The organism is Paenibacillus sp. FSL W8-0439, from assembly GCF_038008995.1.
Classification (GTDB): Bacteria; Bacillota; Bacilli; order Paenibacillales; family Paenibacillaceae; genus Paenibacillus; species Paenibacillus polymyxa.
Genome location: NZ_JBBPAK010000001.1, coordinates 5,250,447 through 5,274,817, shown reverse-complemented (window position 1 = coordinate 5,274,817; position 24,371 = coordinate 5,250,447). Strand labels below are relative to the sequence as shown.

Sequence of the window (24,371 nt, the reverse complement as noted above, 5' to 3'; positions counted from 1 at the left end):
AAAAAATGAATATGTCCAATTGATATTGGAAGATTACTGAATAAAATTTTGAAATGCTATAAACAATTTTGTGCGAGAGGTCGATATATATTGTAGAACGGTAATTCTTCAGGGCGGCCGACCTGTGAAGACGTTCATACCACAAGGATGTGGGCATTAAACCATTTCAGGGAGGAAATTTACAATGATTATCAACCACAATATTCCGGCATTGAATACACACCGCAACATGGGTCTGAACACAAATGCAGCAAGTAAAAATATGGAGAAACTGTCTTCCGGTCTGCGTATCAACCGCGCAGCTGACGATGCTGCTGGTTTGTCCATCTCCGAATCTATGCGTGGTCAAATCCGTGGTCTGGAGCAAGCTCAACGTAACGCTCAAGACGGTATCTCTTTCGTACAAACTGCTGAGGGTGCAATGAACGAAGTATCCTCCATGCTGACTCGTATGAAAGAACTGAACGTTCAAAAAGCAAGCGGAACTTATAGCACTAACGATAAAGATAATATTGGTCAAGAGTTGGATCAACTGGGTGCGCAAATTGACGAAATTATGACTAAAACTACCTTCAATGGTATCACTATTACTGCTGGTGCAAGCATTACGGTTAATGATAAAGCTTCCAGTACTATCGCTATTGCTTCTATTACAACTACATCGTTCACTAGTTTGAGTTCTGCAACAACACTCGCTAGTGTAGAAGATTCAATTAAAGCTGTTTCGACAGAACGCGCTAAGTTGGGTGCTGTTCAAAACCGTCTGGAGTATACATCCAACAACATTGGCACTACTGTAGAAAACCTGACTGCTGCTGAATCCCGTATCCGTGATACAGATATGGCTAAAGAAATGGTTGCTTTGTCCAAAAACAACATCTTGCTGCAAGCTTCCCAATCCATGCTGGCACAAGCAAACTCTGCTCCACAAGGTATTTTGTCTGTACTTCGTTAATCTATACTTTTTCCTTAGAAGAGACCTTGATTTTCAAGGTCTCTTTTTTGTTATTCCCTTCATAATTAACACTCATTATCCGATATAAAGAGTATTAAAATTAAAAACGTTCTTGATGATGCTTCAACACGATAAGGGGGGTAAGTTGTGGATAATAGTATTTCTGGTCTTGGCCCAATACCAGGGCAGGTGAAATCTATCTCGCCCAAGGGTGTCGCAGATGAACCATCAATTATAGCTATAAATCAGCAATATGTTAACCAATCAGTCGTAAAGTTGTCTGGTGAAGAGGAAAATGCACTTCAGCAATTAGAAAAGACAATTAGAGCTGTACAGGGACCTGAAAAAAAGTTTGAGGTTTCCGTTCACAAGGAGACCCACGCAATTATGATTAAGGTCTTTGATAAACAGACGGGGGACTTAATTCGGGAGGTGCCTCGCGAAAAACTCCTTGATGTAGCGGCGAATTTTATGGAGATGAACGGACTTATTATTGATAAAAAGGCTTAATATTCAGGAGGGTTAGTTATGACAATGAGAATTAGCGGTTTGGCATCGGGTATGGACATTGATTCAATGGTCAAAAAGTTAATGACTACAGAGAGTATTCCATTGAACAAACTCAATCAGCAGAAACAACTGACCGAGTGGAAACGTGACGGATATCGTCAAGTGAGTACAAAACTGGTTGCTTTTAATGAAAAATTAACAAATTTTAGTTTAAGTAGTGCTATCGATTCGAAAAAAGCAACTGTTACAGGAGCTTCAAATGTGCTCACTGCCACAGCAACTGGAGCATCTGTGAATTCTGTATTAAATATTAAAGTCACTAATTTGGCATCTGCTTCTAATGTTGTATCTTCTGGAGGGACGGTAGTTGCCACTCCTGGTACAACAAAGCTATCAGATATCTATGCGGGTACTGAAACCAGTATTAATGTAGGAGCAGATACTATAAATTTTACTGCGGACGATACAATCGACTCACTGATTTCAAAAATTAATGGAAGTACAAAAGCGGGGGTGACCGCTGTATATGATTCCTCATCTGGCAAGATTTCGTTGACTAACAAGGAGACAGGGAATAAGGATATTACGTTAGGTGGAGAACTCCTTGAACAAAGCTTCGGGCTTAAAACAGCTAATGTAGTAAAAGGGGTAAATGCGATTGTTGAAATTAATGGTCTGACAACAGAGCAGACCTCGAATCGTTTCACAGTTAATGGTGTGGAAATCAGTTTAAATGGAACTACACCGACAGGACAGTCAACACAAATTGAAGTTTCGCAGGATGTTGACGCAATGGTTAACACTATAAAATCTTTTGTTGAGGCGTATAATGATACACTTTCGACATTAAACCAAAAAACAAGTGAAGAACGCTATCGTAAATATTTACCGTTGACCAGTGATCAGAGAAAGGATATGAAGGAAGATGAGATTACACTCTGGGAAAGCAAGGCTAAGAGTGGTATGCTCAAAAATGATTCCATTGTAGACAAAACACTTAGTGATATGAGGTCAGCTATTATAACAGACGTACCTCTACCGAATGGTGAAAAAATCAATTTGACTCAGATCGGAATTACAACTGGTAGCTATAGTGAAAAAGGAAAACTATACGTAGATGAGAAGAAGTTGCGTGCTGCTTTGGAAACCACTCCTGAAAACGTAACTGCTTTATTCGGGCAGACGGATAATTCATCTTCAACGAACTATACAAGTTCGGATGGTATATTCAGTCGGCTGAAGAAGACCAACCAAGGAGCTCTGCAAAGTCTGGCGGATAAGGCTGGAACGTCGAAAGTTAGTTCCGATTTAACAGCAGCTTTCCAGCCCAAGAGTCAAATAGGAGACCAGTTATCGGATTATGATAAACGGATCGATGCTCTACAAGACAGGCTTACAATGATAGAAACCCGATATTATCAACAATTCACTGCAATGGAAACGGCCATGAATAAATACAATAGCACCTCATCCAGCCTTTCAAGTATGTTTAGTTAAAAACAATCTTTTTAAAGGAGCGATCCAGGTTTGATTAATTCACCCTATCAAAAGTATCAACAAGCCCAATTGCAAACTGCTTCACCAGGACAATTGTTGCTAATGCTGTATGATGGAGCGATCCGTTTTATACGGGCAGGAATTAAGGGGATAGAGGAAACAAATCATGAAAAAGCTAATACGAACTTGTGTAAAGCACAGGCCGCTATCAATGAACTTATTGCCGCTTTAAATCATGATTTCCCGATTTCCTCCACCCTTTATCAAGTGTATGAATATATGCTTTACCAACTTATCAATGCTAACTTGAAAAAGAATGTAGTACCTGCGGAAGAAGTCATTTCTCATTTAATAGAATTAAGGGGCGCTTGGGATACAGCTATAAAATCACTAAATCATAATGCAGAGTCGATTGAATGATTGCTGTTCAGGAATATGTAGCCCAGCTGGAAAATATTACGATAGAGCTTATAGAACGAATTCATCAAGTTAGTTACACAGAATTAAGCCAGTATGCAGATCAAAGAGAAGTAATTTCCCTTAAAATCATTTCTAATCAACAAAGTCTTACTGAAGCAGACAAAAAACGAATTCAGCAACTTACTCGTTTCGACAAAGTTATTCTTTGCAAAATGGAGAGTTATAAAACGGAAGCTAGTGAGTGGTTTGCAAAAAAAGGGACTATCCAAGGTCAACAGGCAGCATACAATGCTAAATATACACCTGATAGTTTATTTTTTGACAAAAGGAATTAATAATGGGAAAAGAATAGGGTTGGTAAAAAGATGAAGCTGCTTAGTGTGTGTATGATCGTAAAGGACGAGGAAGCATTGCTTCCTCGATGCCTTGACAGTGTACGAAATATTGCTGATGAGATTATTATTGTGGATACAGGCTCGTCCGATCGGACAAAAGAGATAGCTCAAGAATACACGGATCTCATTTTCGATTATGAATGGTCTAATGATTTTGCAGCCGCACGTAATGAATCCATTCGTTTTGCTACAGGCAAGTGGGTTTTAGTTTTAGATGCAGATGAATATCTATCTGCTGATGATGGACCTAAGTGGCTGAACTTTATAACCCAACAAACTCCTAAGCCTGGTGTAGGATACACGCTTACTGTAGTAAATTACTCAGGCTCGTCGGAAAGAATGGATCAAATATCGACTGCTCCTGTAACTCGATTGTTTCCTAATTTCATGGGGATACAGTTTTATCGCCCTATTCATGAACAATTGTGTGTAGGTGAGCAGAATGGAAAAGTATACACACAAATGACAGAGCTTTGTATATACCACACAGGCTATCAGGAGGAAACTATAGTAAAGAAAAATAAGCATAATCGTAATATGGAAATATTCGGGAGGATGCAACATCAAAAAGACATGAGTGCTTACGACTGGTTTACTTTGGGGAATCAATACAGGTTTACAAATGATATTGTTAATGCAATGGAGGCCTATGAAAAGTCTTTTGAAGGGGCAGATGAAACAAGTGCTTGGTATCCATATTGCTTAATTGCACTTATCTCCCTATATATCGAAAATGACAAACTAGAAGACTCCTGGTTTTTGACGGAAGAAAGACTATCTAATTTTAGATCTTACCCAGAGTACTTTACTATAAAAGGAGCACATTACGAATCCTTTGGTTTTTATGAAAAAGCAATTGAGTGTTATAAAAAGGCTATTGAAAAAGCTGATCGAAAGGCTAGGTTTGCGTCAACTGCCTGGCTTGTAAATCCTGCTTACGGGTATGATGTTCCAGTAAATCAATTAATTAAATTAAGTTTTCGGTTATGCCGTAATGAAGAGGCTGTATACTGGCTTGGTAAAAAGCTTCTTAGGGATAAAAAGAACGTGAATGTATTATTTAGCTTGCTTGAATGGTTAAGCTTGAACGACAATGAACAGTCTATAAGAAGGTTTTTAGATGCGAATTATGACACTAAGGAAATGTCACATTGTCTTATTCTTTTTAAAGTGTTCCTTGCTTTAGGAAATCATCGTATGGTGAACTATTATTATGACTTACTCCGTGATGAAGTAACATTAACAGATCGAGACCAGCTTAGGTATGCTTTGATAAATAAGAATAAAGAATTGTGGGCAGAATCTGTTCGAAGGTTATCCTCGGATATAAAAAAAGATTCATTTTTACAACGACAGTTAATCATTGGTTGTATGATTTTTAAACAAAAAGACAAGTTGGATTTGTTCAAATCATCTGACAGTGATGACAATGAGTTGTTAAATGCATTGTACAATTTCATGGAAAAAAAAGAAATAGTAAGTGATGATGTTGTTGAAAACTATTCAACTGAGTTGTTCTTATTAGCTAAAGACTTATTCTTGCTCGGATATTATGAGGAGTTTGATAATTTAGTAAATTATACGAATCATCCCAAGTTGATTAATGACGTTGGAAACTATTTCTTTAGCGTAAACCAAATGCAAGAAGCAATGAATTACTATTCTTTGTTATTGTCACGTCAACAACTAGATGATAGAAGTTATGAAAATCTTGCTTTTTATCATGAGGCACAAGGTTACAGGGAAGATGCTTTAGAATTTTTTGCTGAGAGTTTAAAGCTATCACCAGAAAAAAAACATTTGTATTATCCAATTATTCGCATATCCGAACCAGAGGGGAAGAAATCTTACTTTAATAAACTAGTTGATAATTACCCTTACGTCTCTGATATATCCTTCCTTATGGAGATGTGCAATAACTAAAAAATAGTATTGGAGTAAACTATGAAAACCAGCATAATCATTTTAACATATAACAAGCTAGAGTACACAAAACAATGTATTGAAAGTATACGGAAATACACCCATGAAAATGCATATGAAATCATTGTAGTTGATAATGCTTCTCAGGATGATACGGCCGAATGGTTAGCACAGCAAACAGATCTTGTAACGATCTTGAATAAGGAAAATTATGGGTTCCCAGCAGGATGCAACCAAGGAATAGAGGTCGCTACGGGTACTGAAATCCTTCTTCTCAATAACGATACAATCGTGACTCAGAACTGGCTCTCAAATCTTCTAAAAGCATTATATAGCTCGGATGAGATTGGGGCAGTAGGATGTGTTACAAACAATTCTTCCTATTTTCAAGAAATTGATGTTCCATATGAAAATATCGATGACATGCATTCATTTGCTAAAGATTACAATATCTCCAATCCGTTATCTTGGGAAGAACGCTTGAAATTAGTTGGTTTTTGTATGCTTATTAAGAAAAGTCTCGTTGAGCAAATAGGTTTGCTTGATGAAAGGTTCTCACCAGGGAATTATGAAGATGACGATTATTCCATTCGCATGCGAAAAAATGGTTATAAGTTATTGCTATGCAAGGATACATTTATTCATCATTATGGCAGTACATCATTTAAAGAGAACAATGCTTATTTTAATGAGCTTTTAGAAAAGAATGCTAAAAAATTTGAAGAAAAATGGGGGTTTAACCCTATTTATTCGCAACATAAGCGAGATATTCTTATTAATCTTATTGAGGCTGATGCGTCTTCTCAAATAACTGTACTTGAGGTTGGATGTGCCTGTGGGGGAACTCTCCTCGGAATCAAGAATAAATTTAAAAATAGTGTACTATATGGTATAGAGCTTAACGAAAATTCAGCTAGTATAGCTTCTCTAGTTGCTGATGTTATTCCACACAATGTAGAGAACGGAGATCTGCCATACCCGCAAAGAAGTTTTGATTACATCATTTTTGGGGATGTGTTGGAACATCTATATGATCCTTGGAAGACACTTGAAAATATGCGTCAATTTTTGAAGCCTGACGGAAAAATATTAGCAAGTATACCCAACATAATGCACTATAGCGTTATTAATGAATTGTTAGATGGAAAATGGGAGTATGCTGATGCCGGGATTCTAGATCGTACACATGTAAGATTTTTTACATTAGCATCTATTCAAAAAATGTTTATCAATAGTGGGTTTGTTAATCTGGATTTCTTGGGAGTTAATTTGCCAAGAGATAGTACTGCAGTCAAAGGACTTGAAAGACTATCTAAAGTTGCCCCAAATGAAATCTTAAATCAATTTGAAGTTTACCAATATATTATTTCTGCTTGTAATAATCAGCTTCTGGATATTATGAATGATATCAAGAACGGTCATATTAATAAGCAAGAGATATTTGAAGTTACATCTTCTCAAACTAATGATGAAATATTAAGAAATGTTAAGTTCCTATCTAGTGTAGCGGATAAAGTAGAGGTTCTGAATACTATCGGGGTCATTCACTTTGAGCAGGGAGAAATTGCAAAAGTCCTTCCTTTATTTGATGAAGCACTGGCGCTTGATGAGACTCATTTAGAGGTTATATATAATATTGCTTATTTCCTTCAACATATAGGAGAAGAAGAATTATCTGAAGAGTACATGCTCAAGCTTAAGAATCTTGATTTTACATGGTATCAGAAGCTCATGGAAGTATTAGTTTAAGCTAAATCTGGCATAAGGATAATTTTATGAAACCGACAATCTCTTTGGTTATGATTGTGAAAAATGAGGAAGCAGTACTCAAACGTTGTTTGGATAGCGCAGTAGAAAATGTTGATGAAATAGTAATTGTAGATACTGGCTCTACGGATCGTACTAAACTAATTGCAGCTGATTATAAAGCGAAAATATTCGATTATCAATGGAATCATAATTTTGCGGATGCTCGCAATTTTGCATTAGAACAGTCTACAACAGACTGGTGTATGGTTTTGGATGCAGATGAGTTCATCATCAATGAATGTAAGGATATTATTAACGCTTTTATAGCGGATGGCCCCCAAATTGGAAGGGTTAAACACACAAGCAAGTTTACTTCTAAAGACGGGCTAAATTATGAACATTGTTTTATTTCTAGGATATTTCCATCATATTGTCGGTATGTTGGGAATGTTCACGAACAAATCCAATCCGATTTACCCAGAGTAAAATTAAATGTAGAGATTATGCATGATGGATATATGGAAACTCAGAAACATGATAGAAATATTCCATTATTGCAGAAAGCAATTGAAGAGAATCCTGATATTTCTTATTACTATTATCAAATTGCTAAAGAATATCGTGGGTTGGGAGACGCTGAAAAAGAATTCAATAATCTTAAAAAGGCATATAAGTTAATGGACCATAAAGAGACTATTTCGACCAGTATTATAGTCAATTATATGTATGCTATTATCTCTTCCGGGAACCTTAAGGAAGGTTTAACAGTCTTTGATCATGAGGAAAAATTTATGGGGCATTCTTCTGATTTCTATTTTGTCTCTGCCCTGTTTTTTTTGGAATTAATGATTAGCGATCCTCAAAAATACCAAAGCATTCTTCCTAGTATTGAACAATTATATAAAAAAGCACTAGAAGTAGGTGATACAGGCGAAGAAGGAAATGTAAGGGGGGCTGGAAGCTTCGCAGCTCATCATAATTTGGGGGTTCTTTATGAATCAACAGGTAACATTCAGAGAGCTATTGAGCATTACAAAGCAGCAGTGATGTACAACTATGAACCATCTCTAATCAGATTACATGAAGTCGCAACGCAGAGGTTATGAATCTAACTATACACCTGATAGCGTTATAATGGATCGTATGAAATTAATCCAAGAAGCTCTCGTCAACCACACTTTATTGTGTAGGCGAGAGCTTTTTAACATTTATATAGTTGCTAATAAAGAAAAAAGAATCCTTAGAAACAAAAAAATATATCAATTTATCGTTTCAGACTCTAAAATGTAGTTTAAAACATGATTAGTAAGTCTGCTCTAGTTCAAGTTCTGAAGATCAAGGAACAAAGTTGTTGACTATTTACCCATTGTATTATATATGGAATAACTATACATGAAAACATTATCAATTCCAATTGACAATGGATAACTTTGGGTGGTATAGTCAAAAATGTGGGCGAGAGCTTCACTTCATTTGATGACGAAGGGAATGTTAGTGCATGCAAGGTAAAGTAAAATGGTTTAACGCAGAAAAAGGTTATGGTTTCATCGAAACGGCTGACGGCGGCGACGTATTTGTACATTTTTCCGCAATTCAAACAGAAGGCTTCAAAACACTTGAAGAAGGACAAGACGTGGAGTTCGACATCGTCGAAGGCGCACGTGGACCACAAGCCGCTAACGTAACCAAATTATAATCATCCCCGGCATAGCCGACCTACATAATTGGTAAGATGGTTAGCAATGGATAACGCGCTAGCAACTGCCCTGGAATATATTCCAGGGCTTTTTTATGTTTTCTACATACATAAAAGAGCCCCTTACACGGTGGTAAGGGGCTCAACATAACAAAACGTTTACTCTAGAGAACTGTCAAAGTCAGCCATCTCCACAAAAATGGTATTGGAGGAGGCAGATTGTTTCTCTACGCGTCCGTCTGGATAACGGAATTGATAGCGCAGGATGGCCTGAGCGATCAGATACGCACGGAGTGCAGATTCGATATCGAAGGAGAAGACGATGACGGCTTTGTGGTCAGGATCAAGCTGGCCTAATGGGATACCTTGGAGCAAATTAGGATGCGGAATTGGCACAGAGTTCACGGTGACGGTTCTCAGTACAAGGAAATCTTCGGCTGAGAATGGTGCTGTGAGCAATAGCTCCTCCAGCGGAGTGTTGCCGATGTTTTCCACCTGGAGTGTAAAGGACAGGGTATCTTCTTGCGCGACACGCAAAGCGCTGGAGCTAAGTGTAAGTTTAGGAATAGCTGCGATGACAGTCAAATCTACGGTATTAGTTTGGATGGTTTCCTTCAAGGTCTCTCCACCACTACGACGCGAGTTATATTCGATGGTGGCCTGGTTGCTAAATGTACCATCTGCAGGTGCTTCACGGATTTGTGCCTGGAGCGTAAGGGTGAGCGTCTCTCCTGGTGCAATATCCGGGAGCGTAATACCAGTGCCAGGATTTGCGCCTGGCTGTGCTTTCTCTTGGACAGTTAGGCTGTTGGGCACATAAACAAGTCCATGCGGCAATGGGTCCGTGAACAACGGATACTGCGCCGAGATTCCCCCCTTATTTGTAATCTGAATGGTGAAGGTCAGAGTGTCTCCTACAGAGGCGTCATGGGTGTTCACCTGTTTCACTAATTCAAGCAGTGGGAATACCACTGGGATCGTCACGGTATTGGTAGTCAATGTGCCTGGTACGATTCTTCCTCCAGGCAATGTAAATGAGTAGGTAAAGGCAGCTTGATTTACGATGTAGCCAGATGGTGGTGTCTCGGATACGTTTACCTGATAAGTCAGGGTCAATGACTGACCAGGTTCCACAGAACCTAGACTAACTCCGACAGCAGGATCGGCTTCTGCCAACGATTGACCGTCCAGTTGGATGCTGCCAGGAATGTATAGGGTTCCGGCAGGAATAAAATTCTGCAGAATAACTTCTGAAGTAATGTTGCCAAAGTTATGGAGCAGTACCGTGTAGGTCAGGGTTTCTCCTGCTAGAGCCTCCTTATTTTCTGTGGAGATGTTTGCGGAAAGCTGCGGATCAAAAACAGCTACAGTCACGGTATTGCTGGTGACCTCGCTCGCACCGCCACTATCAGCATACTGAAGTCGCACGTTATTATTTAGACGTCCTCCGACCGGCAGAGATTGAACATTTACGGTGTAGGATACGTTAATTGTCTGTCCCGCCTGTAAGCTACCGATAAAGAGTGATTCACCCGGCTTGCTAGAGGCAGATGGAGAACCGTTAATTTTCAAGCTGTCCGGATTTATGATGGTGCCACTTGGTACGTAATCGGCTAACACGATGTCGGTAACGACGGAGCCTCCATCATTAACAAGGGTCAGCTGATAAGGCACAGCATCGCCCAATGCGACAGTAGATACCGTCGTGTGCAGCACAGCTGACAAGGCTCCTTGATCGGCAGCGGCTACTTTAACCGAGACGGAAGGCGAAGTGCTCTCCTGATCTAGGCTCCGTCCATCTGGTAACTGGTAGGAGTAAGTCAGCGAAGCTTGATTCTCTAGTAAGCCCGACTCAGGGACACGAACGACAAGTGCGGAGAAGACAGTAGTCGTTTTTTCTCCTGGTGCAATAGCGCCTAGCGTAATACCTTGTTCTGGACTGGCACCATATTGAGCAATTCCATTAACCGAAACAGAGCCGGGAACAAAGGAGAGATCAGGTGGCAATAAGTCAGCCAACAAGCCGAAGGCCCCAATATTTCCGGTGTTTTCCGCGATGATGGAATAGGTGACGCTTTGACCCGGATGTGCGATCTCTGTATTGGTTAATTTCGTAAGGTTCACTACAGGCTGGAGTATAGCAACCGTCACAGGATTGGACAAAATGGCACTCGATTCTTCACCATTTGTGAGCAACAAGCGGGCCTGGTTGGTACGCGGTCCCGGCTGTTCGGTAGCTGCGATACGGACTTCAAAGGATATAAGGGTCTTGGTATTCGCTTCTAATGAAGGCAACGGTATGCCATCACTAGGATCGATTCCAGCCACGGTAGACCCGTTAATCTGAACTGAGTCTGTAATAAACTCGATATCCTCTGGCAATGTATCCAGCAAACGGGCATTTTGCACGGTGTCCGCATCCTCGTTATGAATCACGAGTTCATACGTCAGGGTATTGCCAGTAGTGGCGAAAGGTGAGCTTACGCTTTTACTTAAGGTGATATCTAGCGGTGACACGGCAACCTCAACGATGTTGGATAAATGGAATCCGCTAGCCTCTCGGCCATCTGGAGCATTAAAGCGATAGCCTACCTCAGCCTGATCTACCAGTAGTACAGCTGTAGGGATGGAGGATACCAGCACTTGGAAAGTAACGGTTGCCGATTGTCCTGGTGCTATAGCTGGAGTCGGGATGCCGGAAACTGGGCTTGCACCAGGAGCAGCGATGCCGTTAATCGTCACTGTATTTGGAAGAAATACGGAGCCGTCTGGAATATTGTCACTTACCGTAGTTGAGGCAGCAATGTTTCCGGTGTTGGATACGACAATCGTGTAGGTGATGATGTCACCTATGGTGGCATTGTTGGTGCTGCTTGTTTTGACTGCTGTCAGGATCGGCTGGAAGACTGGAATAGTCACCACATTAGATGTTGAGCTGCCGGTAAATGCCCCGCTGGTAAAGCTAACTGATGCCTGATTGGTTAATTGTGCAGGTGTAGGCAAGAAATCAACTCGAACCTGGAATGTAACGGTAGTAACGGCTCCAGGAATGAGTGTACCGATGGCAATACCGAATCCCGGATTTCCATCAGGGAAGGAGGTTCCGTTTATAGTAACACTGCCATTCACAAAGGAGCTTCCCGCCGCAATGATATCTGAAACCACTATATTATTGGCAGTACTGATTCCATTGTTGGAGACAGCCAAGGTATAGGTGATGAGATCGCCGACAATGGCGTCTGTAGCTGCTGTTCCTTTGACAATGCTCACATCTGGCGAAGATACAGAGATACTAACTGTGTTGGATACAACTGATCCTGATACGGTTCTGCCATCCGGCAGTTGGAAAGTGAATGAGCCTGATGCTTGATCGACCAGTACCTGTGGATTAGGCAGAGCATTGATAACGGTTTGGAAAGTTACGGATACCGTTCCGCCCGGCAGCACAGATCCAACCGGGACGCCCGTTTCGATGGACACACCAGGTTGTGGACTGCCAGCGATACTGACACTGTTGGCAAGGAATGATGATCCGGCAGGGATATTATCACTGATCGTAAGGGCAGCTGCAATATTACCGTTATTCACAGCTGTAATCGTATAGGTTAGTGTATCGCCGACGGAGGCGTTAACAGTGCTCGATGCTTTAGTAAGTGTAATTAACGGCTGGAACACAGGGACGATGAGTGGATCGGAAAAGGCAGTGCCGGTGAACGTTCCGCTGGTAAATGTGACGGATGCAATATCCGTGAGCAGTGGTGGTTGCGGCAAGCTTTGGACAGAAGTTTGGAAACTCACGATAAATGTATTTCCAGGTGCGACGTTTCCAATGACAATTCCAGCAATGGGCGAGGCGTTAGGGAAAGGTACCCCGTCGATAAGGACACTACCCGGAACGAATGAAGTACCTGCTGGGATTGTATCGGTTACAACGGTATCTGTGACGGAATCCACACCGCTATTCGTAATACTCAGTGTATATCTGATCGTATCTCCAACTACAGCGGCTGCCAGACTGGATGTTTTAGTCACCTGAATATTAGGTGCAGACACAGCGACATTAACTGTATTGGATGTGACAGTACCGCTCAGCACTCTACCATCCGGTGGTGAGTACGTAAAGTTCACTTGCCCTTGGTCGGTCAGTATAGGCGGAGTTGGCAGAGACGAGACGATGGTTTGGAAACTTACTGTGATACTGCCTGAAGGGGCCAGTGATCCGAGTGTTATGCCTGTAACTGGCGAAGCTCCTGGCACCAGGATGCCGTTAACGACTACGCTGTTAGGTAATAGTTCAGAACCTACAGGAATGTTATCCGACAGAACAGGTAAAACGGCGATATTTCCAGTATTGGTTAACGTCAAGGTGTAGACCAATGTCGATCCGATCTGTGTGTTGATGGTATTAGCGGTTTTGGTCAGGCCGATGATCGGCTGATAAACGGGCAAGGTCACCGGATCGGATTGCGAAGACGAGGTCAACGCGCCTGAAGTAAAGCTGACAGTCGCTTGGTTGGTTATTTGCGGCGGCTGAGGCAGACTGGCAACGGAGACCTGGAATGTAACGGCTGCTGAGCCACCTACTGCAATGGTGCCTACAGGGATACCTGAGATTGGTGACGCAGCAGGCACAGATGTGCTATTCACGGTCACACTGCCGGGGACAAAGCTGGTGCCTGGCGGCAGTGGATCAGATACGACGGCATTCACGACTGGGCTGATTCCGTTATTCGTAGCGACCACGGTATAAGTAATGGTATCTCCGACTACGGCAACTGTGGCAGAGGCTGTCTTGATAACGTCCACATCCGGCGAAGAGACGGAGACGGTCACGGCCGGAGATACTGCACTTCCGGTCAGGACACGGCCATCTGGTGGCTGATAGCTGAAAGCAGCGGTCGCCTGATTGACCAGTGTACCCGACGCGGGCAGTGAGGTAATAACTGCCTGGAAGGTCAGTGCGACGGTCGTAGCGGCGCCTATAATACCTAAGGGAATCCCGACGGTTGGATCTGAGCCAGGTGCGGCCGTGCCGTTGATCACTACACTATTAGGGATAAAGGCAGCCCCGGCTGGAATCGGATCAGTAAGGACGGTATCGGCGCCAATGTTCCCAGAGTTAGTAACAGAGAATGTGTAGGTCACAGTATCTCCAACCGTAGCTCTTCCCGTTCCTGCACTTTTTGATACAGTGACGATGGGTTGGTACACAGGGATGGTAACGGGATTAGATACAGAAAATCCATTAAATGCACCCGAAGTAAAGCTGACGGTCGCTTCATTAGTAATGGACGCTGGTGACGGCAACGATTGTACACTAAGCAAGAAGCGAATAGTGGCTCCGCCACCAGCTCCAAGCGTCCCGACAGGAATACCATTTTGCGGGTTGGCCGTAACAGCAGGAGTACCATTGATTGTAACGCTGCCTGGTACAAAGACGGTTCCGAAAGGAATGGTGTCTGTGACGATTACGCCAGTAACAGGATCGAGTCCGTTATTGAACGCAGTTATGACGTAGGGAACCGAATCACCTACGACAGCGACTGCCACATCAGCAGCCTTCGTGACTGTAACATTCGGTGATGAGATCGGAATGGATACGGGCAAGGCTGCACCTCTGCCGGTCAATGTTCGTCCATCCGGCAGTTGGAACGTGTAGTTCACAGTGGCTTGGTTGGTTAGTATAGAGCCAGGTGGTACCGATATGACCACGGCGCTAAATGAGACGGTTACCGTCGCACCTGGGGCGACCGAGCCGATATTAATGCCTGTAATCGGGTCTGCCCCGGGAATAGGCGCACCGTTGACCAACACGCTATTTTGATTCAGGCTAAGCGAGCTGGATAACAGATCAAGCACGACTGTCTCTGCGGGCGCATTGCCTGTATTCGTGACAGTGATGACAAAACCAAGCGTATTCCCTACGGTTGCACGATCTGCGCTCAGAGTATTGGTCACATTCAAAATCGGCTGAAATACAGGCAGGCTGACTTGATTCGAGACGGATTGGCCTGCGAAAGCCCCCGAATTAAAGGAGACCGTTGCCTGATCCGTTGACAAACCTGATGCTGGCAAGGAAGTTACTGTGGCCTGGAAGGAGACCGTTGCCGAGCTGGCAGAAGGGACAGTGCCCACGGACACGCCCGTGGCAATGTTGGCTCCCGGTATAGTGACACCGTTGACTTGTACGGAGTTAGGTACAAAAGTAGTGCCGTCGGCAATCGGGTCGATAAAGACCGTTCCTGTCACCGGTGTAATGCCATTGTTTGCTGCGGTAATGGTGTACGTAATGGTATCTCCAAAGGCTACAGATGTCTGATTGACTGTTTTGGTCACGGTGACATCTGGATTGGATACAGGAATAAACACCGGATTGGATTGGACGCTTCCGTTTAATGTTCGACCGTCAGGCGGCTGGAAAGTGAATGTGGCCGAACCTTGATTTAACAGCCCCAAGCCTGTAGGGACAGCATTAATGACCACTTGAAAGGTTAAAGCGACAGAGGCTCCTGCTGCAATATTTCCGACCACCACACCCGTTTGGGGGTTAGCCCCAGCAACAGGTAAACCATTTACGGTGACGCTGTTGGGTATAAAGGAGGAGCCTGATGGAATGGCATCGGTAAAGGTAGCTGTTGCTGCTAAATTACCTGTATTTTGGGCGGTCAGTGTATAGACAACGGTATCGCCTACGGTTGCTTGACTCATATTAGCAGTTTTAACGAGATTGATAATAGGTTGGTAAACGGGAACGACAACGGTGTTGGAGAGTGAGGTGAAATTCAGTGTGCCGCTGGTAAAAGAAACCGTGGCCTGATCACTCAGTTGGGGTGGATCAGGTAGACTGTTAACAGACACGGAAAAGGTGACCGTTGCTGACGCCCCGGCTGCGATAGAACCGACTGGAATCCCGGTCACGGGGCTGGCTGACGGCAGCGTTGTTCCATTTACGATAACGGAGCCAGGAACAAAAGAGGAGCCTGTCGGAATGGTATCGGTCACGCGGACATCTGTTACGATTGCGATCCCACTATTGGTAGCTGTAATAGTATAGGTTATCGTATCACCAGGAACGGCATCAGTTGCCGAGGTGCTTTTACTGACCTGCACATTGGGCGATGAAACAGGAATTGTGACGATATTGGACGAAACATTGCCGTTAACAATCCGGCCATCGGGCGGTTGAAAGGAAAAGCTGATATTCGCCTGGTCGGTGAGTTGGGGAGGTAAAGGCACGGAAGTAATCACCACCTGAAAAGTTGTTTGAGTTGTGGCTCCTGGTGCAATGGAGCCAATAGACAGACCTGTTGCGGGACTGGCACCCGGAGCAGGAGTACCGTTAACGACCACACTGTTCGGCACCAGTGCCGAGCCTGTGGGGATATTGTCTGTTAATGTGGCAGCAGCAGCAATGTTTCCATTGTTGGTCACTGCCACAGAATACGTAACGATATCGCCAACCGTTGCCTGTAGGGGGTCAGCAATTTTACTTACAGTTAGCACTGGAGCATTGACGGCTACTGTCACCGGATTAGATACTGAAACACCTGAAAAAGCGCCGCTGGTATAGCTGACACGCGCTTGATTGGTGAGCTGCGGTGGGCTCGGCAATGGAGAGGATACCGTGACCCTGAACGTGATCGTCGCCCCTCCTCCTGGGGCAATGCTCCCAACCGGGATACCTAATGCCGGATCTCCGTTAGCCACTGCGATGCCATTCAGTGTTACGCTGCCCGCAGTGAATTGGGAGCCAGGCGGGATCGGATCGGAAACGACCATATTGTTCACTGCCTGGATACCGTTGTTGAGTACTGTCAGCGTGTATAACACTGAATCGCCTGGAATGGCAGTGGAACGGTCTGCGGTCTTTGAAATGGACACATTTGGCGCAGACACAGGAATGGATAACACGTTGGATGATGAGCTATCTGTTCGCACTCGCCCATCAGGCAGCGTAAAGGAAATGGCGGCGTTGGCCTGGTCTGTCAGTACAGATTGCGTTGGAAGAGAGGTCACTACAGTTTGAAATGTCAGTGTGATCGGGCTTTGCGGTGACACGGTTCCGATAAAAATACCTGCTGCTGGACTGGCTCCCGGCTGACTAACACCATTGATTACCACGCTGTTCTCTATAAAAGTAGACCCGGAAGGAATAGCATCAGTCAGCGTGACAGAAGCATTATAGTTGCCGCTATTTGTGACCGACAAGGTATACAAAATCGTGTCGCCAATCGTAGCTGCTGTTGTGCTTGCAGATTTGGCGACGCTGATACGCGGCTGATAAACGGGCACAGCAACCGTATTCGTCTGGGAGGTTCCGGTAAAGGTGCCACTGGTAAAACTGACACTGGCCGTGTTTTGCAGTGGCTGTACGGACGGGACGGCATTGACCAGCACGGCATAGGACACTAGAACAGATGCGCCTGCGCTGATGTTGCCGACAGGAATACCGCTTCTGGGGTCAGCCGTGCTCACAGGTGAACCGCCAACGGTTACGCTCCCGGGTACAAATGACACACTACTAGGGAGCGGATCGGTAATCACGGCGTTGGTGATGGGATCAATTCCGTTATTAATGGCATTTACACTGTAGGTTAGCGTTTCGCCTACACTAACGGATGTGAATCCGGCAGACTTGGTTACTGCTACGTTGGGGAGCGATATGGATACGGAAACGATATTTGAAAGAAGTGTGCCCGACAGGGTTCTCCCGTCTTGCAATTGATAGGAATACTGGAGCTGTCCCTGATCGTTTAATCCACCTCCGGGTGGGAGAGAGTCTACTGTGGTGCGAAACGAGACTGTAATTTGTGCTCCAGGATTCACTGTGCCTACTGGAATTCCGGTATTGGGGTTGGCCCCCGGAACCGAAGATCCACCAACAATGACGCTCCCTGGAATAAAGGTGGAGCCTGCCGGTACAGTTTCCGTTAAGGTCGTATTTAACACGGCTGTACCGGTGTTGGCGATGAGAAATGAATAAGTAATCGTTCCACCGACGCTGGCACGGTTGGAGCTTGCGCTTTTAGTAATCGTTGGCGCTGCAATCACGACAGGTATAGCTACAAGATTGGACAACGATGATCCGGTAAAGGCACCGGAGGTAAAGCTGACAGTTGCGCGATTGTTGATTTGCGAGGGAGAAGGCAATGAATTAATGGCTGCTCGAAAAACAACTGTTACCGATGCGCCTGGAGCCAAAGTGCCAATTGGAATCCCGTTTACAGGCGAAGCTGTCGTAGCTGGTGTTCCGTTTACAGTGACGCTGCCGGGTACGAAGGCAACTCCGCTAGGTAGCGGATCAGTCACCACGACATTGGTCACATTTGCAATGCCGTTGTTTGTGGCGGTTATCGTAAACTGAATGGTTTCTCCAACAGCAGCAGCCGCTAAGGAAGAGGCTTTGGTCACGGTCACATTCGGCGAGGATACAGGAATGGTGAGCGTGTTGGATGTGCCGTTTCCATTCAATACACGTCCGTCAGGTGGCGTAAAGGTGTATGTGTAAGTCGCCTGATCTGTCAAGTTGCCAGAGGCAGGAACAGCATTGACGAGGGTCTGGAAGGTCACCGGTATAGTAGACCCCGTATTAATCGTTCCTACTGAAAAGCCAGCAGCAGGATTGGCAGCAGGCACGGAAGAACCGCCAATGGTCACACTGCCCGGAACAAAGGATGAGCCCGCCGGGATGCTCTCTGTAAAGTTGAGATTCGCAGCAATGCTACCCGTGTTGGATATTTGAAACGTGTACGTAATGGTGTCTCCTACTGTAGCAGCCGATGTATTGGCACTTTTAACAATCCCGATAACGGGTTGATAGATCGGTGTACTCGCAGTATTGGACGGAACGCTACCAGAGATGACAGGCCCGCCAGGCACGGTTTGAAAGGAAAAGGCTGCCGATGCCTGATTGCCTAGCTGCGCATTGGCTGGCAATGAGGTGACTGTTGCTCGGAATGTAATGGTTACCGTGGAAGAAGGAGCTACGCTGCCCACTGTAATACCTGTTGCAGGATTGGCTGTGGGCTGGGCAGTGCCCGCGACAATAACGCTGCCGGGTACAAAGGTAGCTCCGGCTGGTATGGTGTCGGTAAGTACTGTGTTAGACGCGCTGACAAGCCCCGTATTTGAAATGTTAACCGTGTAAGTAACTGTATCGCCAATAACCAACCCCGTAGAGCTAGCAGTTTTGGTTAGGGTCACCAGCGGAGCATTGATATCAATTTGAATGGCATTGGCATTAACGGTATAAATATCGCCATTAGTGGTTAGTTGGAGGACACCGCTGGTTTGGCTGTTTAGCAGTGTGGAGGAGATATCGACGTTGGTAATGTCCCAGCCTTGCCGTCCCCCCGTGACCTGCGTCCCAGGTGTCCCATTCACCGCATTAGTGGTACCGAAGGTCCCCGTCGTGACCAATGTGCCGTCATCCCCGTTAATTTGCGACGCAAAAAAATTAGTCGAAAAATTGTTGGGCCCAGACAGCGCAGTTAAGCTGGATGTGGTAGGTCCAAATAACGCACGATCCCCGGTGATATCCACGTCACCCTCTTGGGCGCTAATTAACGCCCTGCCGCGCAAAGTCCCCTGTACAGGCGTGGCAAACCCGCTCACTACCACGTTGACCGAGCCAGTAGCGCTGCTAACTCCTTCACCGCCTACACGCAGCGATAGGTTACGGAAGGGGAGAGACGGGTTATTGTATACCACTGCCAGTGTCCATCCAGCGTGGTTGGTGTTGGTAGAATCGGGGACCGTAATGGTGCCCGTCACATTTCCGACCGTATACGCTCCTGCGCCGCCTTGAATGACCAGATTTGTTACATTCGCGGTTCTTACATAGGTACTGAGGCTGGTGACGTTGACCGATGTTGCAGATTCAGGACTGACTGTAGTAGATAAAGCAGGGGTCTGAAATGTGACTGGGTTGCTGGTGCTGGACAATACATTGGTACTGCCGTTGGCATAGCTTCCTCCCCAAATAAGCTCAGCATACAGCACTGTACTGCCCGCAGGGAGCACGAGGAATGCTGTCGATGAGTTACTGGCAAAGGCAGAAGTCGTGCCGAATGGATACGTGCCGAAGCGTGAGGCTGTATTGGTTGTGATGAAAGCGCCGATGCTGGTCGCAGTACCCGGCACCCCTACCGAAGCAGAACGTGCCAGCCCGAGTGTATTCCCTATAAAGGTAATAGCCCCGGTCTGGTTCGTTGCGTAACGCTGAATAAAAGCCATGGATTAACTTCCTACTTTCCATCTCTTCCCAATTAGATACCTCAGAGATTTTTGAAGGGGAAGAGCCAGCTGGGCTGGGTGTAATGATCCTTTCGTATAAATTGCCTGCATGATAATCAGGTCTTGCATACGGCGTAAGTTCCTATACCTGATTCAGCTTGATATGGCCCCCTCCTCCTTCGATAAAATAGATTAGCATGAGCTCCAAATAGTAAATCTGTCACGACACCAGCGGAGTAGCTATTTAAATATCTCTTCATTATTCACATATGTATGCGAGCTAAAATTAAACATGACCCTTTTCATAGAATGGCGTTATTGGAAGCGTTTTATCGAATCATGAGGGATTTTGTAAAAATCCGTCGAAATGTTGATAGGTTTTTTTACTTGGCGTTAACATATGTGTTATACTGAAGGGGCAAAGGAGGCGTGCCCTATGAACTTAACAGTACGAGGTCAACAGATCGAGGTTACCGACGCTTTGAAGGACTACGTTGAAAAGAAATTCAGCAGACTTGAGAAGTATTTCGATGCACCCCCGACGTCTGATGGAAGTGTAACGTTAAGCACAACCAGAGATTTGCACACTGTAGAAGTAACCATTCCTTTGCCGGGGCTTGTACTCCGTGCCGAAGACGAAAGCGATGACATGTATGCATCCATTGATGCCGTGGTAGACAAGCTAGAACGGCAAATTCGCAAGCACAAAACTAAGCTTAACCGGAAATTCCGGCAGGAAGGTAGTTTGAAAACTCTTTTTGTGGAAGATCCAGCGGGTAGCGTGGCTGTTGCCGAAGATGAGGATGCGGAAATGGATGAGCTGGAAGTCGTTCGTACCAAGCGTTTCTTGTTGAAACCTATGGATGTGGAAGAAGCTATTCTGCAAATGAACATGGTTGGACATAATTTCTTCGTATTTTCTAATATTGATAATGAGGAAGTTAACGTAGTTTACAAACGCAATGATGGTAAATACGGTCTGATCGAACGAGAATAGCCTGTGAAGCAGAAACTCATCACATTTTAAAGTGAATAGAATGTTTTCGATTGAAGCATGCTTCATGGATATTAGGAAAATGATCATAACACGAGCCTTATCCTTGCGAACCTGGCGGGATAGGGCTCTTTTATATGTTTATTGTAAACATGATTGAAAATTTCAGCTTGGACAGGTGTAACCAATTGTGTATTTCGTGCGTCAATTGTTTTGGTATCTTTAACCGGATGCAAATCTGGAGGCTGCTTGTGTTGCGGCATGTCCTACAAACTGTTACAATTTATGCAAAGAACATCGCACGATGGGCTGGTATAGCCGGGCCTGTCAAACATATCGGGAATCAATTTCATCATGGACCCTTTCTTATTGTGAAATTGATTCTATTAATTGTTTTGCGCGAAAGGGGTAAACCATGCTAGGAATTGTCAAAAAAATTTTTGGGGATACAAATGAACGTGACGTCAAACGTTTAATGAAGACGGTTGAACTGATCAATAAAATAGAGCCTGATTTTGAGAAGCTCTCGGATGAGGAACTGAAAGCCAAGACGGCGGAGTTTAGAGAGCGGATTGAACAAGGTGCTACGGCTGAAGAAGTGCTGCCGGAAGCTTTTGCAACGGTTCGTGAAGCGTCCAAGCGGGTGCTGGGCAAACGTCACTATGACGTACAGATGCTCGGCGGTATTGCGTTGCACGAAGGAAAAATCGCAGAAATGAAAACCGGTGAAGGTAAAACACTGGTGGGAACATTGCCGGTTTATTTGAATGCTCTGTTGGGCAAAGGTGTGCACGTGGTTACAGTCAATGACTATTTGGCACAACGCGACAGTGGAGAAATGGGACAAATTTACAATTTTTTGGGAATGACCGTAGGTCTGAACCTGGCCAATATGGATCATGCTGCCAAACAGGAAGCTTATGCTTGTGATATTACGTATGGTACAAACAATGAGTTCGGGTTCGATTATCTGCGCGATAATATGGTGCTTTACAAAGAACAGATGGTACAGCGTCCGTTGTACTTCTGTATCATTGATGAAGTGGATTCCATTCTCGTCGATGAAGCTCGTACACCATTGATCATTTCAGGACAAGCTCAAAAATCGACCGAGCTGTATTTTGCGGCTGATCGTTTTGTGAAGAGCCTGAATGTTGAAGAAGATTACACGTTGGATATTAAGGTGAAGTCAGTTGCTTTGACCGAAAACGGCGTATCCAAGGCTGAAAATTTCTTTGGTCTTGAAAACCTGTACGATCAGGAAAGTGTTACAATCAATCACCACATCGTACAAGCCTTGAAAGCTAACGCTATTATGCGTTTGGATGTGGACTATGTCGTGGCTGATGGTGAGGTCCTGATTGTCGATGAGTTTACAGGTCGTCTGATGGCTGGACGTCGTTACAGTGATGGTTTGCACCAAGCTATTGAAGCGAAGGAAAACATCATTGTCCAAAATGAAAGCATGACACTGGCGACAATTACATTCCAAAACTATTTCCGTATGTACCGCAAATTGGCGGGGATGACGGGTACAGCGAAAACAGAAGAAGAAGAATTCAAAAAAATCTACGGTCTGGAAGTGCTCCAAATTCCGACGAACAAGCCTAACCAGCGTGTAGATATGCCTGACGTAGTATACAAGAGCGTGAAGGGCAAATTCCATGCTGTAGTAGACGAAATTCTGGAGCGTAACAAAAAGAACCAGCCGATATTGGTAGGTACGGTTTCTATTGAAAACTCGGAGCTTCTTTCTGAAATGTTGAAACGCAAAGGCGTTCGTCATAAAGTACTTAACGCCAAATATCATGCGGAAGAAGCTGAGATTATTTCCCGTGCAGGTGAAGCTGGCGCGGTTACCATCGCTACTAACATGGCTGGACGTGGTACTGACATCGTACTGGGCGAAGGCGTTGCAGAACTCGGTGGTTTGCACATCATCGGTACAGAACGTCATGAATCCCGTCGTATTGATAATCAGCTTCGCGGACGTGCAGGACGTCAGGGTGATCCGGGCTCCACACAGTTTTACTTATCGCTGGGCGATGAGTTAATGAAGCGTTTTGGTGCAGATAACGTACTGAATATGATGGAGCGCTTGGGCTTCGAGGAAGATCAGCCTATCGAGAGCCGTATGATTTCGCGTGCTATCGAATCAGCTCAAAAACGTGTCGAAGGGAATAACTTTGATCAGCGTAAAGTCGTTCTTCAATATGATGACGTGATGAATCAGCAGCGTGCTATTATCTACAAACAACGCCGTGAGGTGCTGGAATCAGAGAACATCAAGGAAATTGTGTTCGACATGATCAAGCCTGTCATTGAGCGTGTAGTGGAAGCTCACTGTGGTGATGATATCCCTGAAAACTGGGAACTGGAAGAAGTTGCAGAGTATGTGAACAACAACCTGCTTGAGGAAAACACACTTTCGCGCGACGATCTGTGGGGTAAGGAAAAAGAAGAGATGGTCGATATGATCTTCGAAAAAGTTACCAACAGATACCACAGCCGTGAAGAGATGATCGGCGAAGAAATGGTACGTGAGTTCGAGAAGGTTATCGTATTGCGTGCGGTTGACAGCAAATGGATGGATCATATTGATGCTATGGATCAATTGCGTCAAGGTATTCACTTGCGTGCTTATGGTGGTACTGATCCATTGCGTGAATACCAATTTGAAGGTTTTGAAATGTTCCATGCTATGATCGCCAGCATCCAAGAGGAAGTTGCGACCTACATTATGAAAGCACAAATCGAATCCAACCAAGAGCGTCAGGCTGTCGTTGATGAAGATAAAATCTCGACGAGTGGCGAACCTGCGGCTCCCAAAAAGAAATCCGCTCCTTCGCGTCCGCGTAGAAAATAACGGATTGAAATTAAGGGATAGATCTTGATATACACTATCCTCTGCAATGCATATAATGGCAGGCGGCAGTTCAACCACTGACCGTCGGCCATTTTGTGCCATCAGGGGACGACACTGATGTATTCAATATA

Annotated in this window: 12 protein-coding genes; 11 read left to right on the top strand and 1 reads right to left on the bottom strand. The window is 44.5% G+C overall.

All coding sequences use genetic code 11. From position 1 onward, the window contains the following. Positions 1-184: 184 nt before the first annotated feature. The 9 genes from MKX36_RS22665 (at position 185) to MKX36_RS22625 (ending at position 9,145) form a co-directional block, all read left to right on the top strand. Positions 185-955: a flagellin N-terminal helical domain-containing protein gene (locus MKX36_RS22665; RefSeq protein WP_126666405.1), complete on the top strand. Its 771-nt coding sequence runs from the start codon at positions 185-187 to the stop codon at positions 953-955. Positions 956-1,102: 147 nt separating this feature from the next. After that, positions 1,103-1,465, top strand: coding sequence for a flagellar protein FlaG (locus tag MKX36_RS22660; RefSeq protein WP_340865754.1), 363 nt, complete (start codon positions 1,103-1,105; stop codon positions 1,463-1,465). A gap of 18 nt (positions 1,466-1,483) precedes the next feature. After that, positions 1,484-2,962, top strand: coding sequence for a flagellar filament capping protein FliD (gene fliD / locus MKX36_RS22655; protein WP_340865753.1), 1,479 nt, complete (start codon positions 1,484-1,486; stop codon positions 2,960-2,962). Between the two features lie 30 nt (positions 2,963-2,992). Further along, the gene (gene fliS / locus MKX36_RS22650; RefSeq protein ID WP_290409817.1) at positions 2,993-3,382 is read left to right on the top strand and encodes a flagellar export chaperone FliS; all 390 of its coding nucleotides are present in this window, start codon (positions 2,993-2,995) and stop codon (positions 3,380-3,382) included. Continuing rightward, the gene (locus MKX36_RS22645; RefSeq protein ID WP_290409818.1) at positions 3,379-3,717 is read left to right on the top strand and encodes a hypothetical protein; all 339 of its coding nucleotides are present in this window, start codon (positions 3,379-3,381) and stop codon (positions 3,715-3,717) included. Before fliS ends, MKX36_RS22645 begins: the two co-directional genes overlap by 4 nt. A 30-nt stretch (positions 3,718-3,747) precedes the next feature. Then, on the top strand, positions 3,748-5,700 hold the full coding sequence (locus MKX36_RS22640; protein ID WP_290409819.1) for a glycosyltransferase family 2 protein: 1,953 nt from the start codon (positions 3,748-3,750) through the stop codon (positions 5,698-5,700). A 21-nt stretch (positions 5,701-5,721) separates the two neighbouring features. Further along, entirely contained in the window at positions 5,722-7,449 is a 1,728-nt protein-coding gene (locus MKX36_RS22635; RefSeq protein ID WP_290409820.1) for a glycosyltransferase, read from the top strand. Positions 7,450-7,475: 26 nt separating this feature from the next. Further along, on the top strand, positions 7,476-8,555 hold the full coding sequence (locus MKX36_RS22630; RefSeq protein ID WP_290409821.1) for a tetratricopeptide repeat-containing glycosyltransferase family 2 protein: 1,080 nt from the start codon (positions 7,476-7,478) through the stop codon (positions 8,553-8,555). 392 nt (positions 8,556-8,947) lie between these two features. Beyond that, complete coding sequence (locus MKX36_RS22625) at positions 8,948-9,145, top strand: cold shock domain-containing protein (protein WP_013373372.1); 198 nt, start codon at positions 8,948-8,950, stop codon at positions 9,143-9,145. A gap of 159 nt (positions 9,146-9,304) precedes the next feature. On the opposite strand, the gene MKX36_RS22620 is transcribed toward MKX36_RS22625, so the two are convergent. Then, entirely contained in the window at positions 9,305-20,380 is an 11,076-nt protein-coding gene (locus tag MKX36_RS22620) for a DUF7507 domain-containing protein (RefSeq protein WP_340865747.1), read from the bottom strand. Between the two features lie 436 nt (positions 20,381-20,816). Here MKX36_RS22620 and hpf point away from each other — a divergent pair, with 436 nt between their 5' ends. Both hpf and secA read left to right on the top strand, forming a co-directional pair. After that, positions 20,817-21,377, top strand: a complete 561-nt coding sequence (gene hpf / locus MKX36_RS22615) for a ribosome hibernation-promoting factor, HPF/YfiA family (protein ID WP_016822933.1) — start codon at positions 20,817-20,819, stop codon at positions 21,375-21,377. A gap of 412 nt (positions 21,378-21,789) precedes the next feature. Then, the gene (secA, locus tag MKX36_RS22610; RefSeq protein WP_137079364.1) at positions 21,790-24,240 is read left to right on the top strand and encodes a preprotein translocase subunit SecA; all 2,451 of its coding nucleotides are present in this window, start codon (positions 21,790-21,792) and stop codon (positions 24,238-24,240) included. Positions 24,241-24,371 lie beyond the last annotated feature (131 nt).